The organism is Marinobacterium jannaschii DSM 6295, assembly GCF_000620085.1.
GTDB lineage: Bacteria > Pseudomonadota > Gammaproteobacteria > Pseudomonadales > Balneatricaceae > Pontibacterium > Pontibacterium jannaschii.
In genome coordinates this window covers 338,548-360,466 of record NZ_KK211064.1, presented here as the reverse complement: position 1 = coordinate 360,466, position 21,919 = coordinate 338,548, and the positions used below count along the sequence as shown (strand labels likewise).

The 21,919-nt window shown below is 56.4% G+C and carries 19 protein-coding genes; 7 read left to right on the top strand and 12 right to left on the bottom strand.

Annotated elements, in window-relative coordinates:
• Positions 1-172: 172 nt before the first annotated feature.
• Genes ftsX through ftsY form a run of 3 tightly spaced genes read right to left on the bottom strand, consistent with a single transcriptional unit; the run spans position 173 to position 3,143 of the window.
• Positions 173-1,243: a permease-like cell division protein FtsX gene (gene ftsX, locus Q354_RS26335; protein ID WP_084332653.1), complete on the bottom strand. Its 1,071-nt coding sequence runs from the start codon at positions 1,241-1,243 to the stop codon at positions 173-175.
• Complete coding sequence (gene ftsE / locus Q354_RS0117505) at positions 1,236-1,892, bottom strand: cell division ATP-binding protein FtsE (RefSeq protein WP_027858728.1); 657 nt, start codon at positions 1,890-1,892, stop codon at positions 1,236-1,238. Before ftsE ends, ftsX begins: the two co-directional genes overlap by 8 nt.
• A gap of 33 nt (positions 1,893-1,925) precedes the next feature.
• The gene (ftsY, locus tag Q354_RS0117500; RefSeq protein WP_027858727.1) at positions 1,926-3,143 is read right to left on the bottom strand and encodes a signal recognition particle-docking protein FtsY; all 1,218 of its coding nucleotides are present in this window, start codon (positions 3,141-3,143) and stop codon (positions 1,926-1,928) included.
• A gap of 271 nt (positions 3,144-3,414) precedes the next feature.
• Here ftsY and Q354_RS0117495 point away from each other — a divergent pair, with 271 nt between their 5' ends.
• Positions 3,415-4,617 carry a peptidase M16 family protein gene (locus Q354_RS0117495; protein WP_027858726.1) on the top strand — a complete coding sequence of 401 codons (1,203 nt, stop codon included), beginning with the start codon at positions 3,415-3,417 and terminating at the stop codon, positions 4,615-4,617.
• A 67-nt stretch (positions 4,618-4,684) separates the two neighbouring features.
• Positions 4,685-5,254, top strand: a complete 570-nt coding sequence (gene rsmD, locus Q354_RS0117490; RefSeq protein WP_245601075.1) for a 16S rRNA (guanine(966)-N(2))-methyltransferase RsmD — start codon at positions 4,685-4,687, stop codon at positions 5,252-5,254.
• On the opposite strand, the gene Q354_RS26330 is transcribed toward rsmD, so the two are convergent.
• On the bottom strand, positions 5,211-6,140 hold the full coding sequence (locus Q354_RS26330; RefSeq protein WP_169828908.1) for an AraC family transcriptional regulator: 930 nt from the start codon (positions 6,138-6,140) through the stop codon (positions 5,211-5,213). The genes rsmD and Q354_RS26330 overlap by 44 nt on opposite strands.
• 133 nt (positions 6,141-6,273) lie before the next feature.
• Here Q354_RS26330 and Q354_RS0117480 point away from each other — a divergent pair, with 133 nt between their 5' ends.
• Positions 6,274-6,609 carry a hypothetical protein gene (locus Q354_RS0117480; protein ID WP_027858724.1) on the top strand — a complete coding sequence of 112 codons (336 nt, stop codon included), beginning with the start codon at positions 6,274-6,276 and terminating at the stop codon, positions 6,607-6,609.
• A 24-nt stretch (positions 6,610-6,633) separates the two neighbouring features.
• Here Q354_RS0117480 and Q354_RS0117475 read toward each other — a convergent pair whose 3' ends face one another.
• Together Q354_RS0117475 and Q354_RS0117470 are read right to left on the bottom strand one after the other, a co-directional pair.
• On the bottom strand, positions 6,634-7,254 hold the full coding sequence (locus Q354_RS0117475) for a TetR family transcriptional regulator (protein WP_027858723.1): 621 nt from the start codon (positions 7,252-7,254) through the stop codon (positions 6,634-6,636).
• Positions 7,255-7,473: 219 nt separating this feature from the next.
• Positions 7,474-8,691, bottom strand: a complete 1,218-nt coding sequence (locus Q354_RS0117470; RefSeq protein WP_245601074.1) for a M48 family metallopeptidase — start codon at positions 8,689-8,691, stop codon at positions 7,474-7,476.
• 222 nt (positions 8,692-8,913) lie between these two features.
• Between Q354_RS0117470 and coaD the strand changes: the two genes are divergently transcribed.
• From coaD to Q354_RS0117455, 3 genes are all read left to right on the top strand, one after another.
• The gene (gene coaD, locus Q354_RS0117465; protein ID WP_027858721.1) at positions 8,914-9,390 is read left to right on the top strand and encodes a pantetheine-phosphate adenylyltransferase; all 477 of its coding nucleotides are present in this window, start codon (positions 8,914-8,916) and stop codon (positions 9,388-9,390) included.
• A 36-nt stretch (positions 9,391-9,426) separates the two neighbouring features.
• Positions 9,427-9,678 (top strand): YfhL family 4Fe-4S dicluster ferredoxin, encoded by a 252-nt coding sequence (locus tag Q354_RS0117460; RefSeq protein WP_027858720.1) that lies wholly within the window; start codon positions 9,427-9,429, stop codon positions 9,676-9,678.
• A gap of 210 nt (positions 9,679-9,888) precedes the next feature.
• On the top strand, positions 9,889-10,524 hold the full coding sequence (locus Q354_RS0117455) for a helix-turn-helix transcriptional regulator (RefSeq protein ID WP_027858719.1): 636 nt from the start codon (positions 9,889-9,891) through the stop codon (positions 10,522-10,524).
• 153 nt (positions 10,525-10,677) lie between these two features.
• Here the strand turns inward: Q354_RS0117455 and Q354_RS0117450 are convergent, their stop codons facing one another.
• The 4 genes from Q354_RS0117450 to Q354_RS0117435 all read right to left on the bottom strand — a co-directional run bounded on the left by Q354_RS0117450 (position 10,678) and on the right by Q354_RS0117435 (position 19,329).
• Complete coding sequence (locus tag Q354_RS0117450; protein WP_084332652.1) at positions 10,678-15,624, bottom strand: LamG domain-containing protein; 4,947 nt, start codon at positions 15,622-15,624, stop codon at positions 10,678-10,680.
• Positions 15,625-15,733: 109 nt separating this feature from the next.
• The gene (locus tag Q354_RS0117445; protein WP_036230359.1) at positions 15,734-16,249 is read right to left on the bottom strand and encodes a DUF501 domain-containing protein; all 516 of its coding nucleotides are present in this window, start codon (positions 16,247-16,249) and stop codon (positions 15,734-15,736) included.
• Positions 16,250-16,336: 87 nt separating this feature from the next.
• Complete coding sequence (gene recG, locus Q354_RS0117440) at positions 16,337-18,415, bottom strand: ATP-dependent DNA helicase RecG (RefSeq protein ID WP_027858716.1); 2,079 nt, start codon at positions 18,413-18,415, stop codon at positions 16,337-16,339.
• Positions 18,412-19,329, bottom strand: a complete 918-nt coding sequence (locus Q354_RS0117435) for a hydrogen peroxide-inducible genes activator (RefSeq protein WP_027858715.1) — start codon at positions 19,327-19,329, stop codon at positions 18,412-18,414. Before Q354_RS0117435 ends, recG begins: the two co-directional genes overlap by 4 nt.
• Before the next feature lie 54 nt (positions 19,330-19,383).
• Here Q354_RS0117435 and Q354_RS0117430 point away from each other — a divergent pair, with 54 nt between their 5' ends.
• A complete protein-coding gene (locus Q354_RS0117430) occupies positions 19,384-20,229 on the top strand; it encodes an SDR family oxidoreductase (RefSeq protein WP_036230357.1) in 846 nt (281 codons plus the stop codon).
• Between the two features lie 167 nt (positions 20,230-20,396).
• Here Q354_RS0117430 and Q354_RS0117425 read toward each other — a convergent pair whose 3' ends face one another.
• A complete protein-coding gene (locus Q354_RS0117425) occupies positions 20,397-21,146 on the bottom strand; it encodes an ABC transporter permease (RefSeq protein WP_027858713.1) in 750 nt (249 codons plus the stop codon).
• On the bottom strand, positions 21,143-21,835 hold the full coding sequence (locus tag Q354_RS0117420) for an ABC transporter permease (RefSeq protein ID WP_027858712.1): 693 nt from the start codon (positions 21,833-21,835) through the stop codon (positions 21,143-21,145). The genes Q354_RS0117425 and Q354_RS0117420 overlap by 4 nt, the downstream gene beginning before the upstream one ends.
• Positions 21,836-21,919 lie beyond the last annotated feature (84 nt).

The window sequence follows — 21,919 nt, the reverse complement described above, 5'->3', positions numbered from 1 at the left end:
GACTTATTGAATTCAGAATAGTTCCACGATTAAACAACGTAACCCACACTACTATAGTGTGGGGACCGGTTAAAATAACCAGCGGAACACTAAAGTGCAAGTATGAAGGTTTTATGAATTGAGGGAAGCGTCTATAGCGGCAACAAACTGTTGCTGCCGGCACCGCGGATCGCTATTCAGGCTCGATTTCGCGCAGATGCTTGGCAACAGCCAGCCAGGCCCCTAGCCAGCCCAGCATCAGGCTGCTGAGTAACAGGATAAAGCTCCCGACCCAGCCCAGTCCCAGCAATTCAAACTCCCCCTGATAGAGGGCGACCAGCTGGCGTGCCGGAGTATCGATCAGCATCAGGCTGAGCTGGATCAGCAACCAGGCCGTGACACCGCCAATCAGCCCCAGCCAGAAGCCGGTATAGAGAAACGGCCGGCGCACCCAGGCATCGGTGGCTCCCACCAGTTTAGCCACTTCAATCTCGTCACGCCGGGTACCGATGGTCATCCGGATGGTATTGCCGACCACCAGCAGCACCGTCAGGGCCAGTAGCCCGCCCAGTACCCATGCAGACCGTTTCAGCAACTCGACAATCGATGCCAGGCGCTGCACCCAGGCCAGATCCAGCACCGCCTCTTCCACTTCAGGCAGCGCTTGCAGGCGCTGCTGTATAGCGCTCAGGCCAGCCGCGCTGGTCTCTCTCGGCAATACAAGGATGGTGGCCGGCAGCGGGTTTTCTCCCAGATAGCCCAGCAGATCGCCCAGACCGGAGCTCTGACTGAACTCCAGCAGGGCCTGTTCGCGGCTGACCAGCTCCACAGCCAGCAGGTCATCCCGCAGCAACAGGGATCGACTAAACCGGTCGGCCTGTTGATCATCCAGCGAGGATTGCAGGTACAGCGATACCCGGGGCTCTCCGCCCCAGTTACTCCCCAGCTGCTGCAGGTTTTTCAGCCCGGTGAGCAAAAAGCCCGGCAGGGCCAGTGCGATCGCCAGTACCGCCACCGTCATCAGGGTTGAGATGGGAGATTGCTGTAAGCGCTGCAAAGCTTCCCGGGCGGTACCCAGATGATGGCGCAGCCAGCTGCGACGTTTATCGGAAAACTCCACCTTATGCCGGGCCGCACCGCGACTGCGTTCAGCATGGGTGGCGGGTTGCTGGCGTACGGCAGATTGTCGCTTGGTTTGCTGTGGCGGCCGTTGGGCCGGACGGACAGGGACCGCCCCAGAGGGACGCTTACCGGGCTTATCCACGAATCAGTTTCCCCTGTTCCAGCGTCAGTAAACGGCACGGCATCCTGCGGACCAGGGCCAGGTCATGGCTGGCGATCAGGACAGTGGTACCGTGACGGTTAAACTCCATAAACAGCCGCATGATCTCTTCAGAGAGATAGGGATCCAGGTTACCGGTCGGCTCATCCGCCAGCAGGATCTTCGGCTTGTTGACGATGGCCCGGGCAATACCGATGCGCTGCTGCTCCCCGGTGGAGAGCTGCTGCGGATTCATCCGTTCCTTAGGCAGCAAGCCGACCTTATCCAGTGCTGCACGCACCCGCCTGGCTGCATCCTGTGGATCATAACCACTGATCTGCAGTGGCAGCGCCACGTTATCAAACACGGTGCGGTCGAACAGCAGACGGTGGTTCTGAAACACCGTACCGATGCTGCGGCGATGGGCGGGAATCTGATGCCGTCCCAGGTCAGACAGGCGCTGGTCATTGACCATCACCTGTCCCTGGGAACTGCGCTCCAGCAACAGAATCAACTTCAGCAGGGTACTTTTCCCGGCCCCGGAGTGGCCGGTGAGAAATGCCATCTCACCGGACTCCAGTGTGAAGTTGACGTTACTCAGGGCTTCATGACCACTGCTGTACTTCTTGCTGACCCGCTCAAAACTGATCATCGCCATCAGCGCTGGCTCCGCCTTATCTACCGGTTATTCTTCAAACAGGGCACGCACAAACTCGTCGGCTTCAAACGGGCGCAGGTCATCGATCTTCTCACCGACGCCGATAAAGCGGATCGGCAGGCCAAATTGCTTGGCGATAGCAAAGATCACGCCGCCCTTGGCGGTGCCGTCCAGTTTGGTCAGGGTGATACCGGTGACGCCAACCGCTTCCTTAAAGTGCTTGGCCTGACTGATCGCGTTCTGACCGGTACCGGCATCCAGTACCAGCATCACTTCATGCGGTGCCTGCGGTGCCAGCTTCTGCATCACGCGCACCACCTTCTCCAGCTCCTGCATCAGGTTGTCCTTATTCTGCAGGCGGCCGGCGGTATCTGCGATCAGTACATCGATCCCCTTAGCCTGAGCAGACTGCACCGCATCAAAAATTACCGAGGCCGAGTCGGCGCCGGTGTGCTGGGCTACTACCGGCACATCATTGCGCTCTCCCCAGACCTGCAGCTGCTCGACAGCTGCCGCACGGAAAGTATCACCCGCGGCCAGCATTACCGACTTGCCTTCATCCTGGAAGCGCTTCACCAGCTTACCGATGGTGGTGGTCTTACCCACGCCATTGACGCCCACCATCAGGATCACATAGGGACCTTCGTTCGTTTTCACTTCCAGCGGCTGCTCGACGGTCTGCAACAGATCACGCAGCTCCTGCTGCAGGGCGGCCTGCAAAGCCTGAGCATCGCCCAGCTGCTTGCGCTGCACCTTATCCGTCAGGCGCTGGATAATATCGGTGGTTGCTTCAACGCCGACATCGGCCATCAGCAGCAGGGTTTCAATCTCTTCCAGCAGATCATCGTCGATCTCCTTAGCGCCAAGGAACAGGTTACCGAGTTGCTCAGTCAGGTTCGCTTTGGTGCGGCTCAGGCCGGATTTGATCCGGGAGAAAAAGCCTTTCTTCTCTTTCGGCTGCTCGACTGAAGCCACCGGCGAAAGCGCAGGCTCTGCCGCAGCTGGAGCCGGAGCAGTCGGCTGGATTTCGGCGGCTTTTACAGCCGGCTGTTCGGGCTCGGCGGCTGCGACGTTTTCCTCGGCAGGCGTCGCCACTTCAGCGGCGGGGGGGTCTGCGACTACAGGTTCGGCAGCAGGGGCCGGTGTCACCGGTTCCGGCTGGACCTCCTTTTCCGGTGCCGGGGATTCAGGCTTCTCTACCTGTTTCTCGGCACCACCAAACAGTGATTTCAGCTTTTTAAGCATGATTTACCTTTAACCTTATTGGTCATAAGCGGCGCTCGGCGCGATTCAGGCGAGCGTCCGGATGTTCAGACTGCCGGGACGGGAACCGTAGCAATCTGTCATTGAATACCTTAAATTGCAGCCGGGTATACTAACACAGTGCAGTTAATGCGGATAAGTAACCGATCGCTGCATACCGCTGTTTTGCGCAGCCACCTTGCCACGGCCGCAGCACAACTCCGCTGCAGCAGAGAAGCACTGAGGTGGCTGAAACCAGGGATCCGATCGCACCATGGCAGAAGAATATAAGCCACTCTTTAATCGTACTTACCTTAACCTGCTGGTTGTCGGCAGTGCGCTGGCCATCTTTCTGCTGACGTACAGCAGCCGGAACGAATCGGTATTTTTTGAAGTCGATCACTACCCCGACAGTGCGCTCTATACGCTGGAATATGACAGCGAGCGACGCCAGCTGGACCTGCTGTTACCGACGCATACTGCGCTCAGCAGCAATGATCAGCTATTGCAGCAGCTGATGTTGCAGATTCTCCAGGCCCGCTCCCAAGGACTCTCCCTGGCCCCCGGACAGGGTGTCGAATTCAGTCGCTATCAGGACCGGCTGGAACTGCACCTGAGCTGGCCTGAGGAGCAGAACATCCCGGATATCGCGGCCATACTGGAACACCTCGGTCAACCAGTCGCCTGGCAGGACTGGAAAAGCACCTTTGCCCGCCTCAAGGCGAAGCAGTATCTGAACAGCCAGGATACCGAATCGCGCCTGCAGGCACGCTTTTTTGACCTGCTCAGTGATAACCCGGATGCCGATCCGCTACGCCGCCTCAGCCACCGCTTCAGTCAGATGTTCGAGCAGCCACGCTTTGTCCTCAGTGGCCCGGATCTCGAAGCGGGTATCGAGCAACTGACACAAAGCCTGCACTATCCCCCGCGCACCGAGCTGGCTCCCGCAACCCAGCCGGCACTACAGAGCCAGCTTAGGGAAAGTGCGGCAGATAAGCGCTATCATCTGGCTTTAGGCATGCAGATTCCGCCACGCCAGAGTCCTGAGTTTGCCCGTTACCGTATCAGCGCCCAGCTGCTGCAGGACCTGCTGAGCCAGCAGGGTGCCGGAATGGGGCTGGAGTTCCGTATGCGCTGGGCTGCGCTGGCAGACCGGGGTTACCAGCTGCTGATCCTGCACAGCGACAGCGACCCGCAGGGGAAACTGTCAAAGCTGCAACAACAACTGACAGCTGAACGGCTGGAACAGAGCCGGGATAAGCTGATCAAAGGCTGGCTGAGCAAGATGGAGACGCCGGACAAACAGGCAGCAGCGCTGCGCAGTATCGCCTTCTATCGCCTACCGGCAGAGAGCCTGCAACAGTATGTCGGCCAGCTACAGGCGGTAGCAGCAGATGATCTGCTGAAATTGGCCCGTCAGGGCTTGCAAGCTGAGCGTCAGATCAGCATCCTTGTGCCGCCAACCCTCAACAGATAGCCAAAACACCATGTCCCGTCGTCCGAATCGCCGCCCAAACACTTCAACTCCAGCACAGGGCCGCCAGATGCTGCGCATTATCGGCGGCGAGTGGCGCAGCCGCAAAGTCCCCTTCGCCGCCATCGTGGGACTGCGTCCGACGCCGGACCGGGTACGGGAAACACTGTTTAACTGGCTCCAGTTTGATATTGCCGGTGCCCGCTGCCTAGACCTGTTCAGCGGCAGTGGCGCCCTGGGGCTGGAAGCGCTATCCCGCGGTGCGGCCTCGGTCACGTTTATCGATCAGGCGCCCGAAGTGGTGCGTCAGCTGAAGGAAAACCTCAGCACCCTGAAGTGCAGCGACGCGCAGGTGATTCAGGCCTCGGTGATCAACTGGCTCGAACAACAGCCTGACGACCTGACGGATCAGTTCGATATCGTATTTATGGATCCGCCATTTCGTAAGGGACTGGTCAATCCCTGCTGCGCACTGTTGGAGCAAAAGCAGCTGCTCAGCGAGAATGCCCTGATCTATGTGGAAAATGAACGCGAAGCGGGCGCTGCCCAGGCTGCCAGCCATTGGCTGCCGCACCGCCAGAAGCAAGCCGGACAGGTCAACTACCAGCTGTACCGCCGTCAGCCAGATGCTGACGCCTGACCAGTCCCGGCGAGATGCCATATACCCGCTTAAAGGCCTTACCAAATGAGGCCTCACTGGCATAACCGGTCTGCTCCGCGATATCCAGCATACTGCAACCACTCTCCTGCAGCAGGACCTGTGCCCGCTGCATACGCCAGTTCAGCAGATAGCCCATCGGCGGCACCCCCACCAACTGATGAAAACGATCACTGAAGGCCGAGCGGGACATCCCCACTTCCTGCCCCAGCAACTCGACGGTCCAGGGATGGGTAATATCGCGGTGCATCAGTGTCAGTGCCCGACTGATCTGGCGGTCTGACAAGGCCGCCAGAAAATCCCCGGGCTGCTGTTCAAGAATATAGATCCGCAGCAACTGGATAATCAGTACTTCCGTCAGCCGGTCCCGCACCAGCGCCGCGCCCATCGGCTGCAGCTGTAACTCCGCAGCCAGGGTTTGCACTACATGCCGCAATGCCTTCAGCATCGGTGACGAAGCTTCGCCAATATGAATCATGTCCGGCAGGCTATTGAGAAAAGGGTGATGCAGGCGCCGGGTCTGGAAACGGCCACAGATCAGGGTGGTATCCGCCTCCGGGCCGGAAAATCGATTAACACCGCCCTGCAACTCAGACACCAGCGTGGCTCCATCCACCAGCGCCGCACCGGGCTCGGCGGCCAGAGTATGCTGCCTGCCACGGGGCAACAACACGATATCCCCCGCCTGCAGTACCTGCGGCTCAGCCCCGCCGACACTGAGCCAGGCCCGGCCACGCAGCAGGATATGAAACTCACCATGACAGCCACTGCCTCCGGCGATTCCCCAGCGACCGGAAAACTCACTGCAGAAATAGCTGCTGGCCTCGAACCGCAGGTTGGCAAGAATATCGCTGAGAAGGTCAAACATCATAAAAGCCCGATTAAAGGAAAGGAATCCGCCCAGCCACTAGACGATCAGACATATATTCTGGATTAATCATCATAGATGATACAAGCTGGCCCGCGCACAATGTCTCTACAGTTCAACAGGAGACTACCCGATGAAAAACCTACTGATCGCCATAGCATTGATGATGAGCGCGGCCTCTGCCTGGGCCACCCCCAAAGTGATCCATCTGGATGAATATAACGGCTACTTTGCTGCGGAGGAGACGCTGGCCGGGCTGGAACCCGGTGAGTACACCTTTGTCGTGACTAACAAAGCGAAGAAGGTCGTCGGCTTCCTGCTGCAGGATGCCAAAACCCATGAGCGGCTGGAAATGTTCCCGCTGGAACCAGGCGAAAGCCGCAGTACGACAGTGGAGATCAGCAGTAATGGTTTCCGCTACCGCTGCCCGATCAACCCAACACCCTGGTATGACGTCAGCGTAAAATAAGTTAAGCGTGCCGCACGGGCTGGCCTACTTCGCCAGCCCTTTCAGGTAAGTAGAGATCACCTGATCGTTACAGGGTCCTGCGGCGGCGATCTCTGACAGCAGCAGATTACTGCTGATCAGGCCGGCCAGCATCAGGCAGAGTTCATTCGCCAGCGTATCTTTGCGGTTACGCGGCTTACCATTGATCTGCTTCTGTTTGCGGGCCTTTTTCAGCAGCTGAAGCAGGCGTTCCAGCCACTCCTCGCGTTCCTCACGCAGCTGCGGCTTCAGTGCCTCGATCTCAGGCAGATCGCTGGACTGCAGGTGAAACACCCTCCAGACCCGTCTCCAATGCGGGTCTGACAACACCAGATCAATCCAGCTCAGCAGGTAATCCTTCAGCGCTACCAGCCCGTTTTGACTGGCGGACTGCAGCTGCTCCAGATGAAGGTCATCCAGTGGCAAGCGCGCATCCTGATAAAGTGCCGCCACCAGATCGGTGCGGTTTCTGAAATGCCAGTACAGCGCCCCGTGGGTGACTCCTGCTTGCTGGGCAACCTGCTTCAGACTGGTCTGGCCAATCCCCTGCTCGGCAAACAGGCGTAGGGCTGAATCCAGTAATGCCTGTCGGGTTTGCTCTGCTTCTTCCCTGGTTCGCCGGGCCATTTCGATACTCCTCCTGAGCCTGTCTGATCAACAGCGACATGCTGTCTAAGAAACAGGCGACTACTTTACCGTAATACGTTCCGCAATATTGCCTTCGACAGAAATATCTTACTGCCGGTGAGGCAATATTGCGGATAATGTTCATCGACATCAGCACACCACCGCAACATCCACGCCCGCCCGCGGTGATAGATGGCCTGCGCTGAACAATGCCTGCCGCTAGAGCACCTGACGGGCATCATCCAGGTAGAACTTCAGCGGCAGCTGCTGCAGCTGATCAACCGTCAGTCCGACCGGCAATGTGAAACTCACAGAAAAGCGCCGGCCAGCCGTTACCCGGCCCGGAACATGGGCGATATAGCGCTCGACCTGCTCATTGCGCTTTACCAGCAGGCCCATGATCACGCTTTGCAGTTCAGGGGATCCCGCCTGGTAATACCAGCTGGCCTTGAGTTGTCGTTCAGAAACCTTTTTAAACTGTGGCTGTTTCAATCGTGTTTCCAGCGCCTTGATTCGCCGGATTTCTGCCGCCTGGCGACGCTCCTCCTGCTTCGCGACCTGATGCTGAACATAGGCCCCCAGCACTGTATCGAACAATGCCGATACCCCTCCGCCCTCACCGGGTGCCGCACTCTGACTTTGCCGCCACAACACATTACTTTGTAATAACTGCGGATAGGCCGGATTCTGCTGCCCGGCCCGGTAATAGCCTGCTACCTTTCGGCCAACGGCGGCGGCCTCCTGTTGACGCTCAGTATTGACCGGGTGGTCATGGAAGCGCAGCGCCCGGCCTGTACCTTCCTTTATATACTGACGCTGCCAGATACGGCTGGAGGCCAGTGGGTCAAATCCAGCCAGAGCACTGTAGAGAATACCGATCCGGTCTGCCTCGCGTTCGTTTTCATGGGTAAAGGCTGATTGATAGCTGCCCCGTCGGGCAGACCGGGAACCGGCCAGCGTGCTCAGCTGCACATGACTCTGACGCTCGAAGACATGGTTTGCCACCGTATGCGCAATCTCATGCCCCAGCACCGCCGCCAGCTCGTCATCACTCTGCAACTGCTGCATCAGGCCCCGGTGTACCACTATATAGGTCCCCCCGGTGGTAAAGGCGTTGAAACTGTCCCGGTCCAGCAATACCGGCTGCCAGCGCTCACGGCGCAGGTGACTGACCGCATGCACCCGGTCAAATACCCTGATCAGGCGCAGGTACTGTTTTTTGTCCAGTGCAGCATCAACCGGGCGTCCGGCTTTAGTCTCAGCAGCCAGTAACTTTTCGATATAACTGTTACCCTGTGCAATCTGTTCGCTGCGAGCAGCAAAACTGAGGCTGCGCCGGCCCGTGACCTGATCAGTCTCACTGACACTGTCGGCGACCCTGTAGATGCCCCGGTCCAGCTTTTGTAGCGATTGACAACCACTGCCAAGGCTTGCCACAGTGACGATTGTAGTGGCCGCCAGGATGCGTCTGAACGATAAACCCGGGAGAGGAAAAGCCCTACAATCAATATAGATAAAACGCATATTAAACATATTTTTTATAACTGATAGAAATCAATACATGCAATTATAGTATTTGTGCGCCTACAGCAATTGGGCTAACATGCCGCACTTGCTAAGTTGCTAATATTTGAGCAGAAAGATTCAGCTGAGCAAACTATGAAAACTGCTATTTACCCGGGAACATTCGATCCGATCACCAACGGACATTCGGATCTGGTCGAACGCGCGGCCAGGCTGTTTGACAAGGTTATCCTGTCAGTCGCAGCAAGCCCGAAAAAACGCCCTCTGTTATCATTGGAGGAGCGCGTAGCGCTGGCAAAAACAGTCACCGCCCATCTCGACAATGTTGAGGTGGTGGGTTTTGATTGTTTGCTGGCAGATCTGCTGCAAGAGCATAATGCGAACATTATCCTGCGTGGCCTGCGCGCCGTGTCGGATTTTGAATACGAATTTCAGCTGGCGAATATGAATCGACAGCTGGCGCCACAGGCAGAAAGCATCTTTCTGACACCGGCGGAGCAATTGTCTTTTATCTCCTCCACGCTGATCCGCGAGATTTCGAGCCTGGGCGGAGATGTCAGTCAGTTTGTACACCCGGCAGTGGCTAAGGCCCTGAATGAGCACCGGGGCTAAACAAATCAGTTAAGAGTGTCAGTGAGGTAGCCAACCATGGCATTGATCATTACAGACGAATGCATCAACTGTGATGTATGCGAACCGGAGTGCCCTAACGAGGCGATCGCACCGGGTGACGAGATCTACGAAATTGATCCGAAGAAATGTACCGAATGTGTCGGTCACTACGATACACCACAGTGCGTTGAAGTCTGCCCGGTAGACTGCATTCCGAAGGATCCGGATCACGAAGAAAACGAAGCTCAGCTGATGGAAAAGTATAAGCAGCTGACTGGTCAAGCATAAAAAGTGCATAAAAAGCAGGCGACAGCCTGCTTTTTTGTATTTACCACTAAGACATTTTTCTGGTTAATATAAAACAAGCGATGCAGCAATCTTGAAATTCCATCGCTATACTGATTCCATATCGTTATTCGGAGTCACTCTAAGGAGCTTAAAGCCTCAGGGCTTCGACAGTAAGCCAGACTCAACGGACAGAGAGACCAGATAAAGGCTATGCCCAATTCAGCACCGCCATCAATTGCCATCAGGCATATTCAGATCGCCTCCAGAAACCAGGCACTCATCGAGCAGCTTAAAGGCATGCTCGCAGTACCATCAGAGCTTATCCAAAGTGTCGATGCTCACGAGCCCGGCAATAAGCGACTGGTATTGGTTGATTGCGCCAGCATCACCTGGTCGGACGCTCTGGAACACTTGCAAGCTGTTCAGCAGGAGACATCAGGAAGCCTGGTCGCTCTGCTGAATGTACCAACAACACTTGTCGTCGATGATGCCCTGCGCTGGCCTGCCCTGAGCGGTATATTTACAACCGACATGGACGATGGCCTGATCAAGAAGGGTATCTGCGAGATCCTCGACGGAGGCTACTGGTTCGCCCGCACTCATATGCGCCTGCTGGCTCAGCTACGCCGTCCGCCGAAGGTAGAAAACCTGGCAGCCAAGGCTAACCTGAGCAACCGTGAGCTGGACGTATTGCGCCTGACTGCGATGGGCAAGAGCAATGTGGAGATCGCCGGTGAACTGTTCCTCAGCCACCATACGGTAAAGACCCACCTCTACAACCTGTACCGTAAACTTGGCGTCAGCAACCGTACCCAGGCAGTACACTGGTACCAGCAGCATAGCTGATCAGCCACCTATAGCCATCTAACTGGCTCAAAACAGAAAAGCCCCGTATGTTCACATACGGGGCTTTTTGTTTGTCTCTTGCGACTTTCTACTCGAACGACCTAAACAGATCGCCAGAAAGCGCAGCCTGTTGCCAGACTGCGCCTCCTACACTTAGTTATCCAGCCAGTAGATCACCCGGTCATTGGCAGGGGTACCAGCCGCATTAACCTGGAAGGTTGCCGTAGCCTGGGGATCTGCATTGGCTTCTGTTTGCAGCCAGGCATCCGGGCTGACCGTAACAGTCAGGGTTCCGGTATTGCCAGCCCCCGGTGCGCTAAGACTTAGCTGGTAAGGGCTATTGATATCATTCAGGGCGCCCCCCAGCGTCCCGGTGGTACTTCCGTCGCCCAGCGTCAAATTGGTCAAAACACCTTGCGCATAGTCGGTAGTATTGCCGGTAGCATCATCCAGCACACTGACCTGGAAATTAGCTGCGGTGAGGGAGGTACAGCTATCGTCCCCTGCCGGAGGCGTGACATAGCTGCCAGACGCCCAATACTGGGTGGTAATATCCAACGTCAGCGGTGTCATGTCATCTGCCACCTGACTATTATCCACTATTTTTAGCACGCCATAGCGCAGCGATGTGGTACCAATACTCAGGCTATCAGCATTACCGTCTGCCGGTTCAGACTCCATTGGAATACTATCGGCATCACTAAAGCCAAGGCTGATATTGAGCGCATCGTAAGGACCATCCGGACCATTACCGTCACGCGACAAGACAAAAGGCGCCGTTATTAGTCCACCGCCAATATGGCTATCGGTCAGAATTAGGTCACTTGGTGCTCGCGCATCCAGATCAGTAGCGCCACTTACCGCCCCATAGCTCAGCGTGCCACCCGTCTTACGGTTGAAGAGACCGGTATAGTTTTCTACCGCCACTCCAGCGTCGTTTTTTGGTGAAAGATCCAGCTCCACACTAAACGGCTGCCCCATATAGGAGAAGCCGTTGCAGGCAGCGACTGCTTTGGATGTGGTATCTGTTTTGCTGAAATAAGCTGGGGTAAAGCGGCCTATATTCGCCGACGTCGAAGTAGCTATCGCCTCCCCCTCATAGATCGGGGGCACGGCCCTGAGGCTAAAGACGCCCACTTCACTCAACTTCAGCCCATCCAGTCGGGCCTCTCCATTGCTGGTAATACTCAGTGCAATAGGGTCGGCACCCGATGTCTGACTCAACTTCCCTTCTTTGCCTCCGGTAGGCGCTACCAATTGATGATCCAGCTTAATATTGGCTAACTTAAAGTTCTTGGTGATCGCGTTGCCGCTACAGAACTGCGCATCCGCCTCGGTAGCGCTTTCCCAGGTTCGACCACTGACTTTGATGCCGAACGCCTTCCCTGCGGCCTTGTAAGCGCTGCAGGAGGCCAGATCCGTTGCATCATTGCAGCTGGCTGCCGCGTCTACAGCTTCAACACAAAGACCTGCTGGCTTGGAGAGAAATACATTACTTTCGCCCTGAACCGGCGTAATTCCGACGCCGACCAGCATGGAGGCCGTCAGTTTCACCTTACCGGCATCGGCATAGCTGTAGCTAAAGTCTGCCCAGCCCTGATCGTTGAAATTCAGCGTTGCCACAACACTGTTATTAGCGGCTGCGCTTTTATCATCGATACTAAAGCCTGTTTGGCAACTATTGGGGTCGGTACAAAGCTGCTTAAAGGTAACATTCCGATCGCCTGTGGCGGCCGCCACACATACACCGGCTTCAGCCCTATCATCCTTTTTGATAGCACGCAGTTTAAAGCCAGCCGATTTGCCCGCTATCTGGGTGGGGATAGTTTCAGTCTTAGTCTCGGAATAAAACTTCAACGCCGCATTGTAGAAATTGGCAGTTGCACTACCTTTGACTGCACTGTTGCCTGCCACAGCCGCTGAAAACGTAGACAGCCCATCTGCTGACGGCAAAAATCGCAGGGAAATTGATTTCTCAACACCGTCAAATGTCGCATAAGAGATTGGACTGAAGTCTCCCGTACTGAGAGACCACTGACCACCCGGGTCTGAACCAAGAGTAACCCGGGTTCCAGCCTCTGGGGCAAAAGGCTGATCGTCAGCATCCCGAGCTTCGATAGTTACGGATGATGCTTCGCAGGTTACGCCGTCGCTGACGGCAATATTCAGGCTAGTTAGTTCTGCGACCGAACAGCTATCAACCCGCGTCGATCCGTCCGGGTTCTTTCCGGAACTCTCATAGCCATAGAATTCACTGATCTGAGTGCTGTTGAGCTTGCTGTTGTAGATCCGGAACTCATCAAGTTTTCCTTCGAAAGCCTGGCTGCTACTGAAACTGCCCCAGTAGTCATCCTGCTCCTGACCTAAAACAACGGCGTCGTCCTCTGGAACCGACAGGGTTCCACTGCCAACACTGCTTTCACATTCCTGATAGACCCCATCCACATAGAGACAAGCCGTATTACCTTCGCGGGTTATCGCCAGCTGGTGCCAGGCGCCGTCAGTAAGTTTTTGACCGCTGCGTAGCGTCTGCGACTTATCTCGTACTTTTATATAGACGTCTTTGGAGTTTTTCAGCGCCAACTCAAGCTCATCATCACTGGTACTGCTGCCAAGGGCATGCAGGATCTCCTGCTGACTCTTACTGACAGAGGTCTTTATCCAGACAACAATAGTGAATTTATCCAGACCATCAACCACTGCCGATGGCACTTTTACCCAGTCAGAAGTGCCTCTAGCCGACAGATCCAGTGCCTTACCAATCTGACCATCACTATCCTGCTTAACGGAGACAGGGGTCGCATTATTGGATCCGTCGGTATCTGCTATCGTGGAATCGATTGAGCAATCGTCGAACTGATACCAGGTCGAGGCTCCTGTTTCGACTACACATTGCTCCACTTCACCCCGGTCAGCTCCTGCCTTTTCGGAGTCGTATAGCGCTTTAATACTGTCGGCCGACAGCTGGCTGCTATAGATCTTCAGCTCATCCAGGTAACCGTCATAAGCCTGGTCACTACTAAAGCTACCGCCCCAGGAATCCTGCTCCTGACCAATAACAACTGCTTTACTCTTGGTGACTGAAAGCGTTCCACTGCCCACGCTAGCTTTGCAGCTCTGCTCACTGCCATCCACATACAAACAGGCGTTGCGCCCTTTACGGGTAATCACAACATGGTGCCAGTTACCATCGGTGAGAGTTTTCTTACTACTCAGCGCTTGCTCAGCATCATCTATCTTGACGTAAACCTTCTTCGAATCCTCAAGCGCGATTTCAAGCTGGTCATCTTCATCATCTTTGCCCAGTGCATGGATGATCTCCTGCTGGTCTTTGCTCACTGAGGTTTTAACCCAGACCGCTACCGAGAAGTCATTCAGTCCGTCGATAGCTGAAGAAGGAACATCGATCCAGTCACTGGTACCGGTGGAGGAAAGGTCAAGCCCATTGCCGACCGGCGCCTCGGAAGTGCCGCTGATAGCATGAGGTGTACCGTGATAGGAGGAATCAGAACTGTCTTCGACCTCCGAACTGTACCGGCAACTGTCGAATCGATAATCGAGGACGGTCTTCGGTTGCGAAGGTGTTGTGGTTTTACAGATGTCTCCCAGGCTGTTGACGCTGTCCTTGTAGTAAAGCACCTGGACGTTAGAGTCCAAATTCACTTCTTTACCACTGACACTGCCCTTAAGCGTGGTGTTGTAACCCAGGGAGACATTGCCCTGACTGTACACCACCGCCCGGAACTGATCCTCGCCGCCCAGGCTAGTGGTGCCGCGTGTGACGATAAGCAGTTGTTCGGGAGAGCCGTAGCGATTGGCCTTAACATAGCCACCAGTACTGAAATTACCGTTGATAAACAGTCGGGCTTTCTTGCCCTCCCTAACGACGATCCGGGCATCCCAGGCCGCACTGAAGTTACCCGTAATGTAGTAATCGCCACTGTCCTTTAAAGTCAGGGTCGACTTACCATTGAGGGTGATATTTCTGTAAGTACCAGGGCCAATCTCTTTGCTTCGGTTGTAAGCTAAATTGACATTATTGCCGCCGCTGTTTTTGAAGCCGTCAAAACTCAGCTTTTCTGATGCCGAATAGGTCGCTGTACAGCTGGTACTGTTACAGCTCGTACCGCCTGAGTTATCAACAAGCCGCACTGTTTCAATACGATTATCAGGGCTGTAATAGGCCCGGGAATGCCATTCAAATCCGACCTGACCATTCGGGTCATGACTTTGCAAAGCATCGGGCCAGATAGCGCTACAGCTGCCACCGGCTGGAGGCGGTGGTGGCGGCGGAGGGGGAGAAGCTGTACCGCAAAAGTTATTAAAGTTGGCAGCGGCTGCTTCTGAGGATTGATAGGTTACTTTCGATGCGGAACTTATCAGCTCAACTTTCTTAGCACTGACTGCGCCTTGTACATGTGCCCGATTATCAAGTTTAGTGCCATTTTTAGCGTACAGAAAGCCCGTCGCGGCAGCCCCACTCGCCAGATATATATTATCCCGGCTATAGATAAGCAGCTGACTGGCCTTGCCACCATCATTGATGCGAATTGAGGCGCCTGTATTCAGACGACCTTTTATCATGATACGGACAACACCATCACCCTCAACCAATAGCCGTGAGCTGCTCCCCATGCTAATCGATCCGCGCACCTTATAGAGGCCCGGTTTCAAAGTTAACCGTGCACTGGAATCAAGTCGGATATTTTTGTAATTGCCGGGATAGATCGTCTTAGTCTGATTGTAGCCAACATCAACGTTATTATTGTTGTTCGGGAAATCATTGTAATTGACGGAGGGGGCGGGGGAACCGGAAGCACTGCAGTTTGCTGTGTTACAGCTATTATGGCGGTGGCCAGAATTGTCTTTTAATGTCTTGGTATCGAGTTGGTTATCGGGGCTGTTGATTATCCGGGTGTCCCAGTTAAACTTAACCTCGCCACTATTGCTGTTACTGGAGATACCATCGGGAAAGACTGCAGAGCAGGCCAACAGGCTGTCAGCATAAGCCGAACGCACGGAAAATATCTGAACAATTGAAATGGCCAGTACCAGAAAACAAACTTTCCATGTTCGACTGCACACAGATCCACTCTCCATCACCACGATAAAAGGGAATAAACGCTCAAGACTACCGATCAACCATAAGCGCGGGCCATTACAGTCAGTATAGAGCGTTCAATATTGATCAGATACTAACCTATTTGAATTACTGCGTAATCAGAAGGTCGCTCAAACTATATTCTGAATCAATAAACTGTCCCACTACATTCTCGCCATCCGCCAGATAATGGGCGTACTGCATATGCAGGCAACGGATCTTGTCCCACTGGGCGATACCGCCAATGCCGTATTTATGGAACAGGTCGGTAAACCCCAGCGCTTCGATACGATCAATATCGTCCTGTGGCATCGCGGCCCAGCGTTTGGCAACGTAGTCGCGTTGGTTCTTCAGGAACGCCTGACGGAACTCCTCTTCGTCCTGCAGCCGCTGCTCCAGCTGTTTCACCAGCCCAGCGGTTTCCAGTTCGGCGATCGCCTGATAGAGGTCCTTAGAGCACAGCCAGTAGAGTGTTGGGAAGGGTTTGTCTTCCACCAACGAACGCATCTGCAGCACCAGCGGAATGCCACTTTCGGTCTGCGCGGCGATCCCGACCAGTCCCCGGGGCTTACGGCCCAGCTGGCGTTCGATAATTTCTAGCTGTTCAGGGGTTGGCTGGATCATGGCTATTTCCACACAGGGTTAGGATGGCAGACTAAGGCGCGCAGTGTACGGGTCTCAGGCCGGTTGTAAAGGCAGCCGGCCTTCTGATTATACCGTACCGTACTCTTCGCCCCGGCCCAGCCAGCGTCCGATCATGGCTTCGGCATGCAGGGGCTGCTCATTAATCTGGGAGGCCACCTGTTTCACCCGGGTTAACAGGTCGGCATCACGCTGCAGGTCGGCGATACGGAACTCCATCATACCGGTCTGGCGGGTACCTAATACTTCACCGGGACCACGCAGCTGCAGGTCTTTCTCGGCGATCTTAAAGCCATCGGTGGTTTCACGCATCACCGCCAGGCGCTCACGTCCCTGCTTTGACAGCGGTGCGTGATACATCAGCACGCAGAAACTCTCCACCGAACCACGGCCAACACGGCCGCGCAACTGGTGTAGCTGCGCCAGCCCCAGGCGCTCGGGATTTTCGATAATCATCACGCTGGCATTGGGCACGTCCACTCCCACCTCGATCACGGTGGTGGCTACCAGCAGGTCCAGCTCGGCGGCCTTAAACTCGCCCATAACGGCGGCTTTTTCGGCCGGCTTCATGCGCCCATGTACCAGCCCCACCCGCAGTTCCGGCAGGGTTTCGCGCAGCTGTTCGGCGGTCACTTCCGCCGCCTGACACTGCAATGCCTCGGATTCTTCGATCAGGGTGCAGACCCAGTAGACCTGACGCCCCTCGGCACAGGCGGCCTTAACCCGGGCGATCACCTGATCGCGACGCTCATCAGCGATCACTACGGTATTCACCGGCGTCCGCCCCGGCGGCAGCTCATCGATAATGGAGCAGTCCAGATCGGCATAGGCGCTCATGGTCAGCGTGCGCGGGATCGGGGTGGCAGTCATGATCAGCTGGTGCGGCGTGATATGGCCGTTACGCCCCTTCTCCCGCAAGCTGAGGCGCTGGTGCACACCGAAGCGGTGCTGCTCGTCGATCACCACCAGTCCCAGGTCGGCAAAGACCACCTCCTCCTGAAACAGCGCATGGGTGCCGACCACCACATGGGCCTCGCCGCTGCGGATCAGCTGTAGCTGGGCTTCGCGCTGTTTACCCTTCAGCTTGCCCGCCAGCCAGGCCACTTTCAGGCCCAGCGGCTCCAGCCAGGCGCTGAAGTTGTTGTAGTGCTGCTCGGCGAGGATCTCGGTCGGAGCCATTACCGCCGCCTGCTGGTTATTTTCCACCGCCTGTAATCCTGCCAGCGCCGCCACCACCGTCTTACCGGAGCCGACATCGCCCTGTACCAGTCGCAACATCGGCCAGGGCTGTGCCAGGTCCTGTGCCACCTCCTGACTGACCCGCAGCTGGGCGTTAGTCAGTGGAAATGGCAGGCTGTTGATAAAGGTCTGGCAGTAATGGCCCTGAAACGGCAATGCGACAGCACCGAGCTCGCGGGTCTTGGCACGCAGCTTTAACAACGACAGGTGATGCGCCAGCAGCTCTTCAAAGGCGAGGCGACGCTGGGCCGGGTGTTTGCCCTCCAGCATCTGGTCCTGGTCGGCATCAGCCGGGGGATGGTGCAGGTAGGCGATAGCGCGGTTAATCTCCGGCATCTGCCAGCGACTGCGCATTGCATCCGGCAGCAGGTCTTCTAACGGATGTGACTTAAGGTATTGCTGGGCCAGATCGATCAGGCTGCGCAGGCGGTTCTGATGCAACCCCTCGGTAGCCGGATAGACCGGGGTCAGGGTTTCGGCGATCGGCGTATAGCCATCGCCGGCAATCTGCTTGTATTCCGGATGAACCATCTCCAGGCCGTGGGCGCCGGGACGGGCCTCACCAAAACACCGGATGCGGCTGCCTGGTTTAAGACTGTTCTTCTGCGCGGCATTAAAGTGGAAAAAGCGCAGGCTCATAGTACCGGTGCCATCCTGGATCCGGCACACCAGGCTGCGCCGCCGTCCCTGCACCACATCCGCCACTTTCACCTCGGCCTCGATAACACACTCGTCGCCGGGACGCAGGCCGCCAATCGGCACCACCCGGGTGCGATCCTGATAGCGCAGCGGCAGGTGCAGCAGCATATCCTGCATGCTGTGGATTCCCAGGCGCTCCAGTTTAATCGCCAGGGCGTTTCCCACCCCTTTCAGTTCGGTAACAGGTATATCGGCTAACTGCTGACTCATGCCGTTTCAGCAACCTCCATCAGCTGGCAACGGCTGATCGCATCCACCAGCACATCAATCGCCTGGGGACGCGGGTAACTGGTACGCCAGGCCACAGCGACGGTGCGCGTAGGCTGCGGCGCCTTAAACGGGCGGGTGACAACGGTATCCTGACGGTACTGATGGTTATGGATCGCAGACAATGGCAGTACGCTGGCCCCCAGGCCGGATGCAACCATCATGCGAATAGTCTCCAGCGAGCTGCCCTCAGTGATGGTGTGCTGTTCATGCATCGCCTGGTTGAGGGTCGGACAGGCCTCCAGTACCTGATCGCGGAAACAGTGCCCCTCGCCCAGCAACAGCAACTCGGTGTTGCCAACCGACTGGCTGTCGATCTCATCCTCTTTGGCCCAGGGGTGCCCCGGCGGCAACAGCATCTCGAACGGTTCGTCGTACAGTGCCCGGGTCAGTACATCCGGCTCCTGAAACGGTAGCGCGATTATGATCGCGTCCAGCTCGCCATTACGGATCTTCAGGCGCAGGCTTTCGGTAAAATTCTCTTCGATATAGAGCGGCATATCCGGAGCCAGCTTCTGCACTTCCGGTATCAGGTGGGGAAACAGGTAGGGACCGATGGTATAGATGGCCCCGACCCGCAGTGGGCTTTTCAGCTGGTCCTTACCTTCATGGGCCAGGTCCTTGATCGCTTCCGCCTGCTCCAGCACGATCTGAGCCTGGCGCACGATCTTGTCGCCCACCGGCGTGACCCGGACGGCATTCTTACTACGCTCAAACAGGGCGATTCCCAGCTCCTCCTCGAGCTTTTTAACGGCGATAGAGAGGGTTGGCTGACTGACAAAGCAGCGCTCGGCCGCACGGCCAAAATGCTGTTCGCGCGCCAGTGTCACGATGTAACGAAGTTCAGTAAGAGTCATCGGAAGCGGTACCTCTGCTATCATGGGCGCTGAACTGAATACCGGAGACTGTCCATGTCCCTTTCTGTAATGATCGCCGGCTGCGGTGATGTTGGCTCGGCGCTGGCTCAGCAACTTATATCCAAAGGCTATAAGGTATATGGCCTGCGCCGTAATTTAAAGCACCTCCCCCCCGGTATTCAGGGGATCTGCGCCGACCTGTCCGATCCGGTGTCACTGCAGCAGCTGCCCGCGGCGGATATCGTAGTCTACAGTGTAGCCGCCAGTCAGCATGACGAAGCGGGCTACCAGAGCGCCTATATCGATGGCATGGCCAACCTGCTCAGGGCCCTGCCAACACCGCCCCGCCAGCTGATGTTCACGTCCAGCAGCGGCGTATACCACCAGAATGGCGGCGAGACGGTCGACGAAACCAGTCCCACCGAACCGAGCCGCTTCAGCGGCCGGATTATGCTGGCGGCAGAAAAGCAAGTGCTGGAGAGCGGTATTCCTGCCAGCGTAGTGCGCTTCAGCGGCATCTACGGCCCGGGCCGCACCCATATGCTGCGCCAGGTCGCCACAGGCATTGTCGCCGCCCGCGAGCCGGTGCAACGAGGCAACCGCATCCACCGCGACGACTGCGCCGGCTTCCTCGCCCACCTGATTGAAAAAGTCCGCGCCAATGAGGCGATCGAACCGGTCTACCTGGCCAGCGACGACGATCCCGCACCACTGGCCGATATCGGCGAATGGCTGGCGGAGCAACTGGGTGTTGAGATCACGGAGCGTAAAAACAGCCGCCGTGCCGGCAGCAAGCGCTGCGATAACAGCCGGATGAAAGCCAGTGGCTACCGGCTGAAATATCCGGGTTACCGCGATGGCTATCCGGCGCTGATCGAAACCTTCCGCAAAGAGTCCTAGAGAGTCGCTGGGATATCTCGTTCCCACGATCCCCGTGGGAATGCATAGCTATGGGTTACCACGCAGAGTGAGGGAACCAGGAAAATAAAAAAGGCCTCCAGATGGAGGCCTTAGCGCTTTTAGCTTTTTGCTACCAGCCCGTTGCTCGTAGCTCCTGAGGCATTGCCTCAGGTATCCAGATGCTCGTCACGCAGGCGCGGGTCTATATTGGCCGGTACGTCCTGGTGTTTATAGTACTGGTAGCGGTTAAAGCGGTATTCCATAAAGCGGAACAGCAGAATCACCAGGCCCGCCAGCACCAGATAGATCACACCGGCCGCGGTGAAGATCTCGATCGGCGTATAGGTACGGGCGATCACGGTACGCGCCATGCCGGTGAGGTCCAGCAGAGTGATCGTCGACGCCAGGGCGCTGCCCTTGAGCATCAGGATCACCTCATTGCCATAGGCTGGCAGGGCGATACCAAAGGCACGCGGCAGTACGATCCGCTTGATCAGTTTCACCCGGTTCATCCCCACCGCCAGAGCCGCCTCGATCTCCCCCCTGGGGATCGCCTGGATCGCGCCACGGAACAGCTCGGCACTGTAGGCCGCCGTGTTCAGCGTGAACGCCAGAATGGCACACCAGTACGGCTGCTTCAGGTACTCCCACATAAACGACTCACGGATTACCTCAAACTGCGAGGCACCGTAGTAGATCAGGAAGATCTGCACCAGCAACGGCGAGCCTCGGAAGATATAGATATAGCTGAAGGCGATGACACGCAGCACGACACTCTCTGCCGCACGCATCAGTGCCAGCGGCACCGCCAGGGCAAAGCCGAGCAGGCCGGAGATCACCACCAGCTCCAGGGTCAGCAGGGCACCTTCGAGCAGGCGCGGAAAATACTGCCAGATAACTTCCCATTCCCACATCATACGCGCGTCCCCCGGGCAGCCGGATCAGCCACTTTCTCCATCCACAGGGTCAGGCCGGTAGCCACTGCCGTCAGTGCCAGATAGATCAACAGGGCCGCCAGGTAGAAGGTAAACGGCTCTTTAGTGGCACTGATCGCCACCGACGCCTGACGCAGGATATCGCTCAGTCCCACCACCGATACCAGCGCGGTGTCTTTCAGTAACACCTGAAACAGGTTACCCAGCCCCGGCAGGGCGAGACGCCATACCTGCGGCAGGATAATACGGAAGAAGGTTTTCAGCGGACTCATGCCGAAGGCCTGGGAAGCCTCCCACTGGCCCTTGGGAATCGCCATCATTGCCATCCGGAACACCTCGGTGGCATAGGCACCAAAGGCGATCGACAGGGCCGCGACACCCGCCACAAACGGGCCGATCTCGATATATTCTTCATAGCCAAACAGGCCGGCGATAACACCAACCAGCTGCGAGCCACCAAAATAGAGCATCAGTACCAGCAGTAACTCGGGCATACCACGGACAAAAGTGGTGTAACCGGTGGCGATGCCGCGCAGCACTTTAGACTTGGAGAGTTTCGCCGCGGCACCCATCAGTCCGAACATCAGGCCGACAATCAGACTGGCCACCGCCAGCTGAACCGTGACCCAGGTTCCGGAGAGCAGCAGATGCCCAAAACCTTGCAGATCCATGAAAAGTAACCTGTGTTAAAAAAACGACGGGTTCCGTCGACACTCGGCCGACGGAACCCGGTGATTAATACAGAGCTTAGCTCA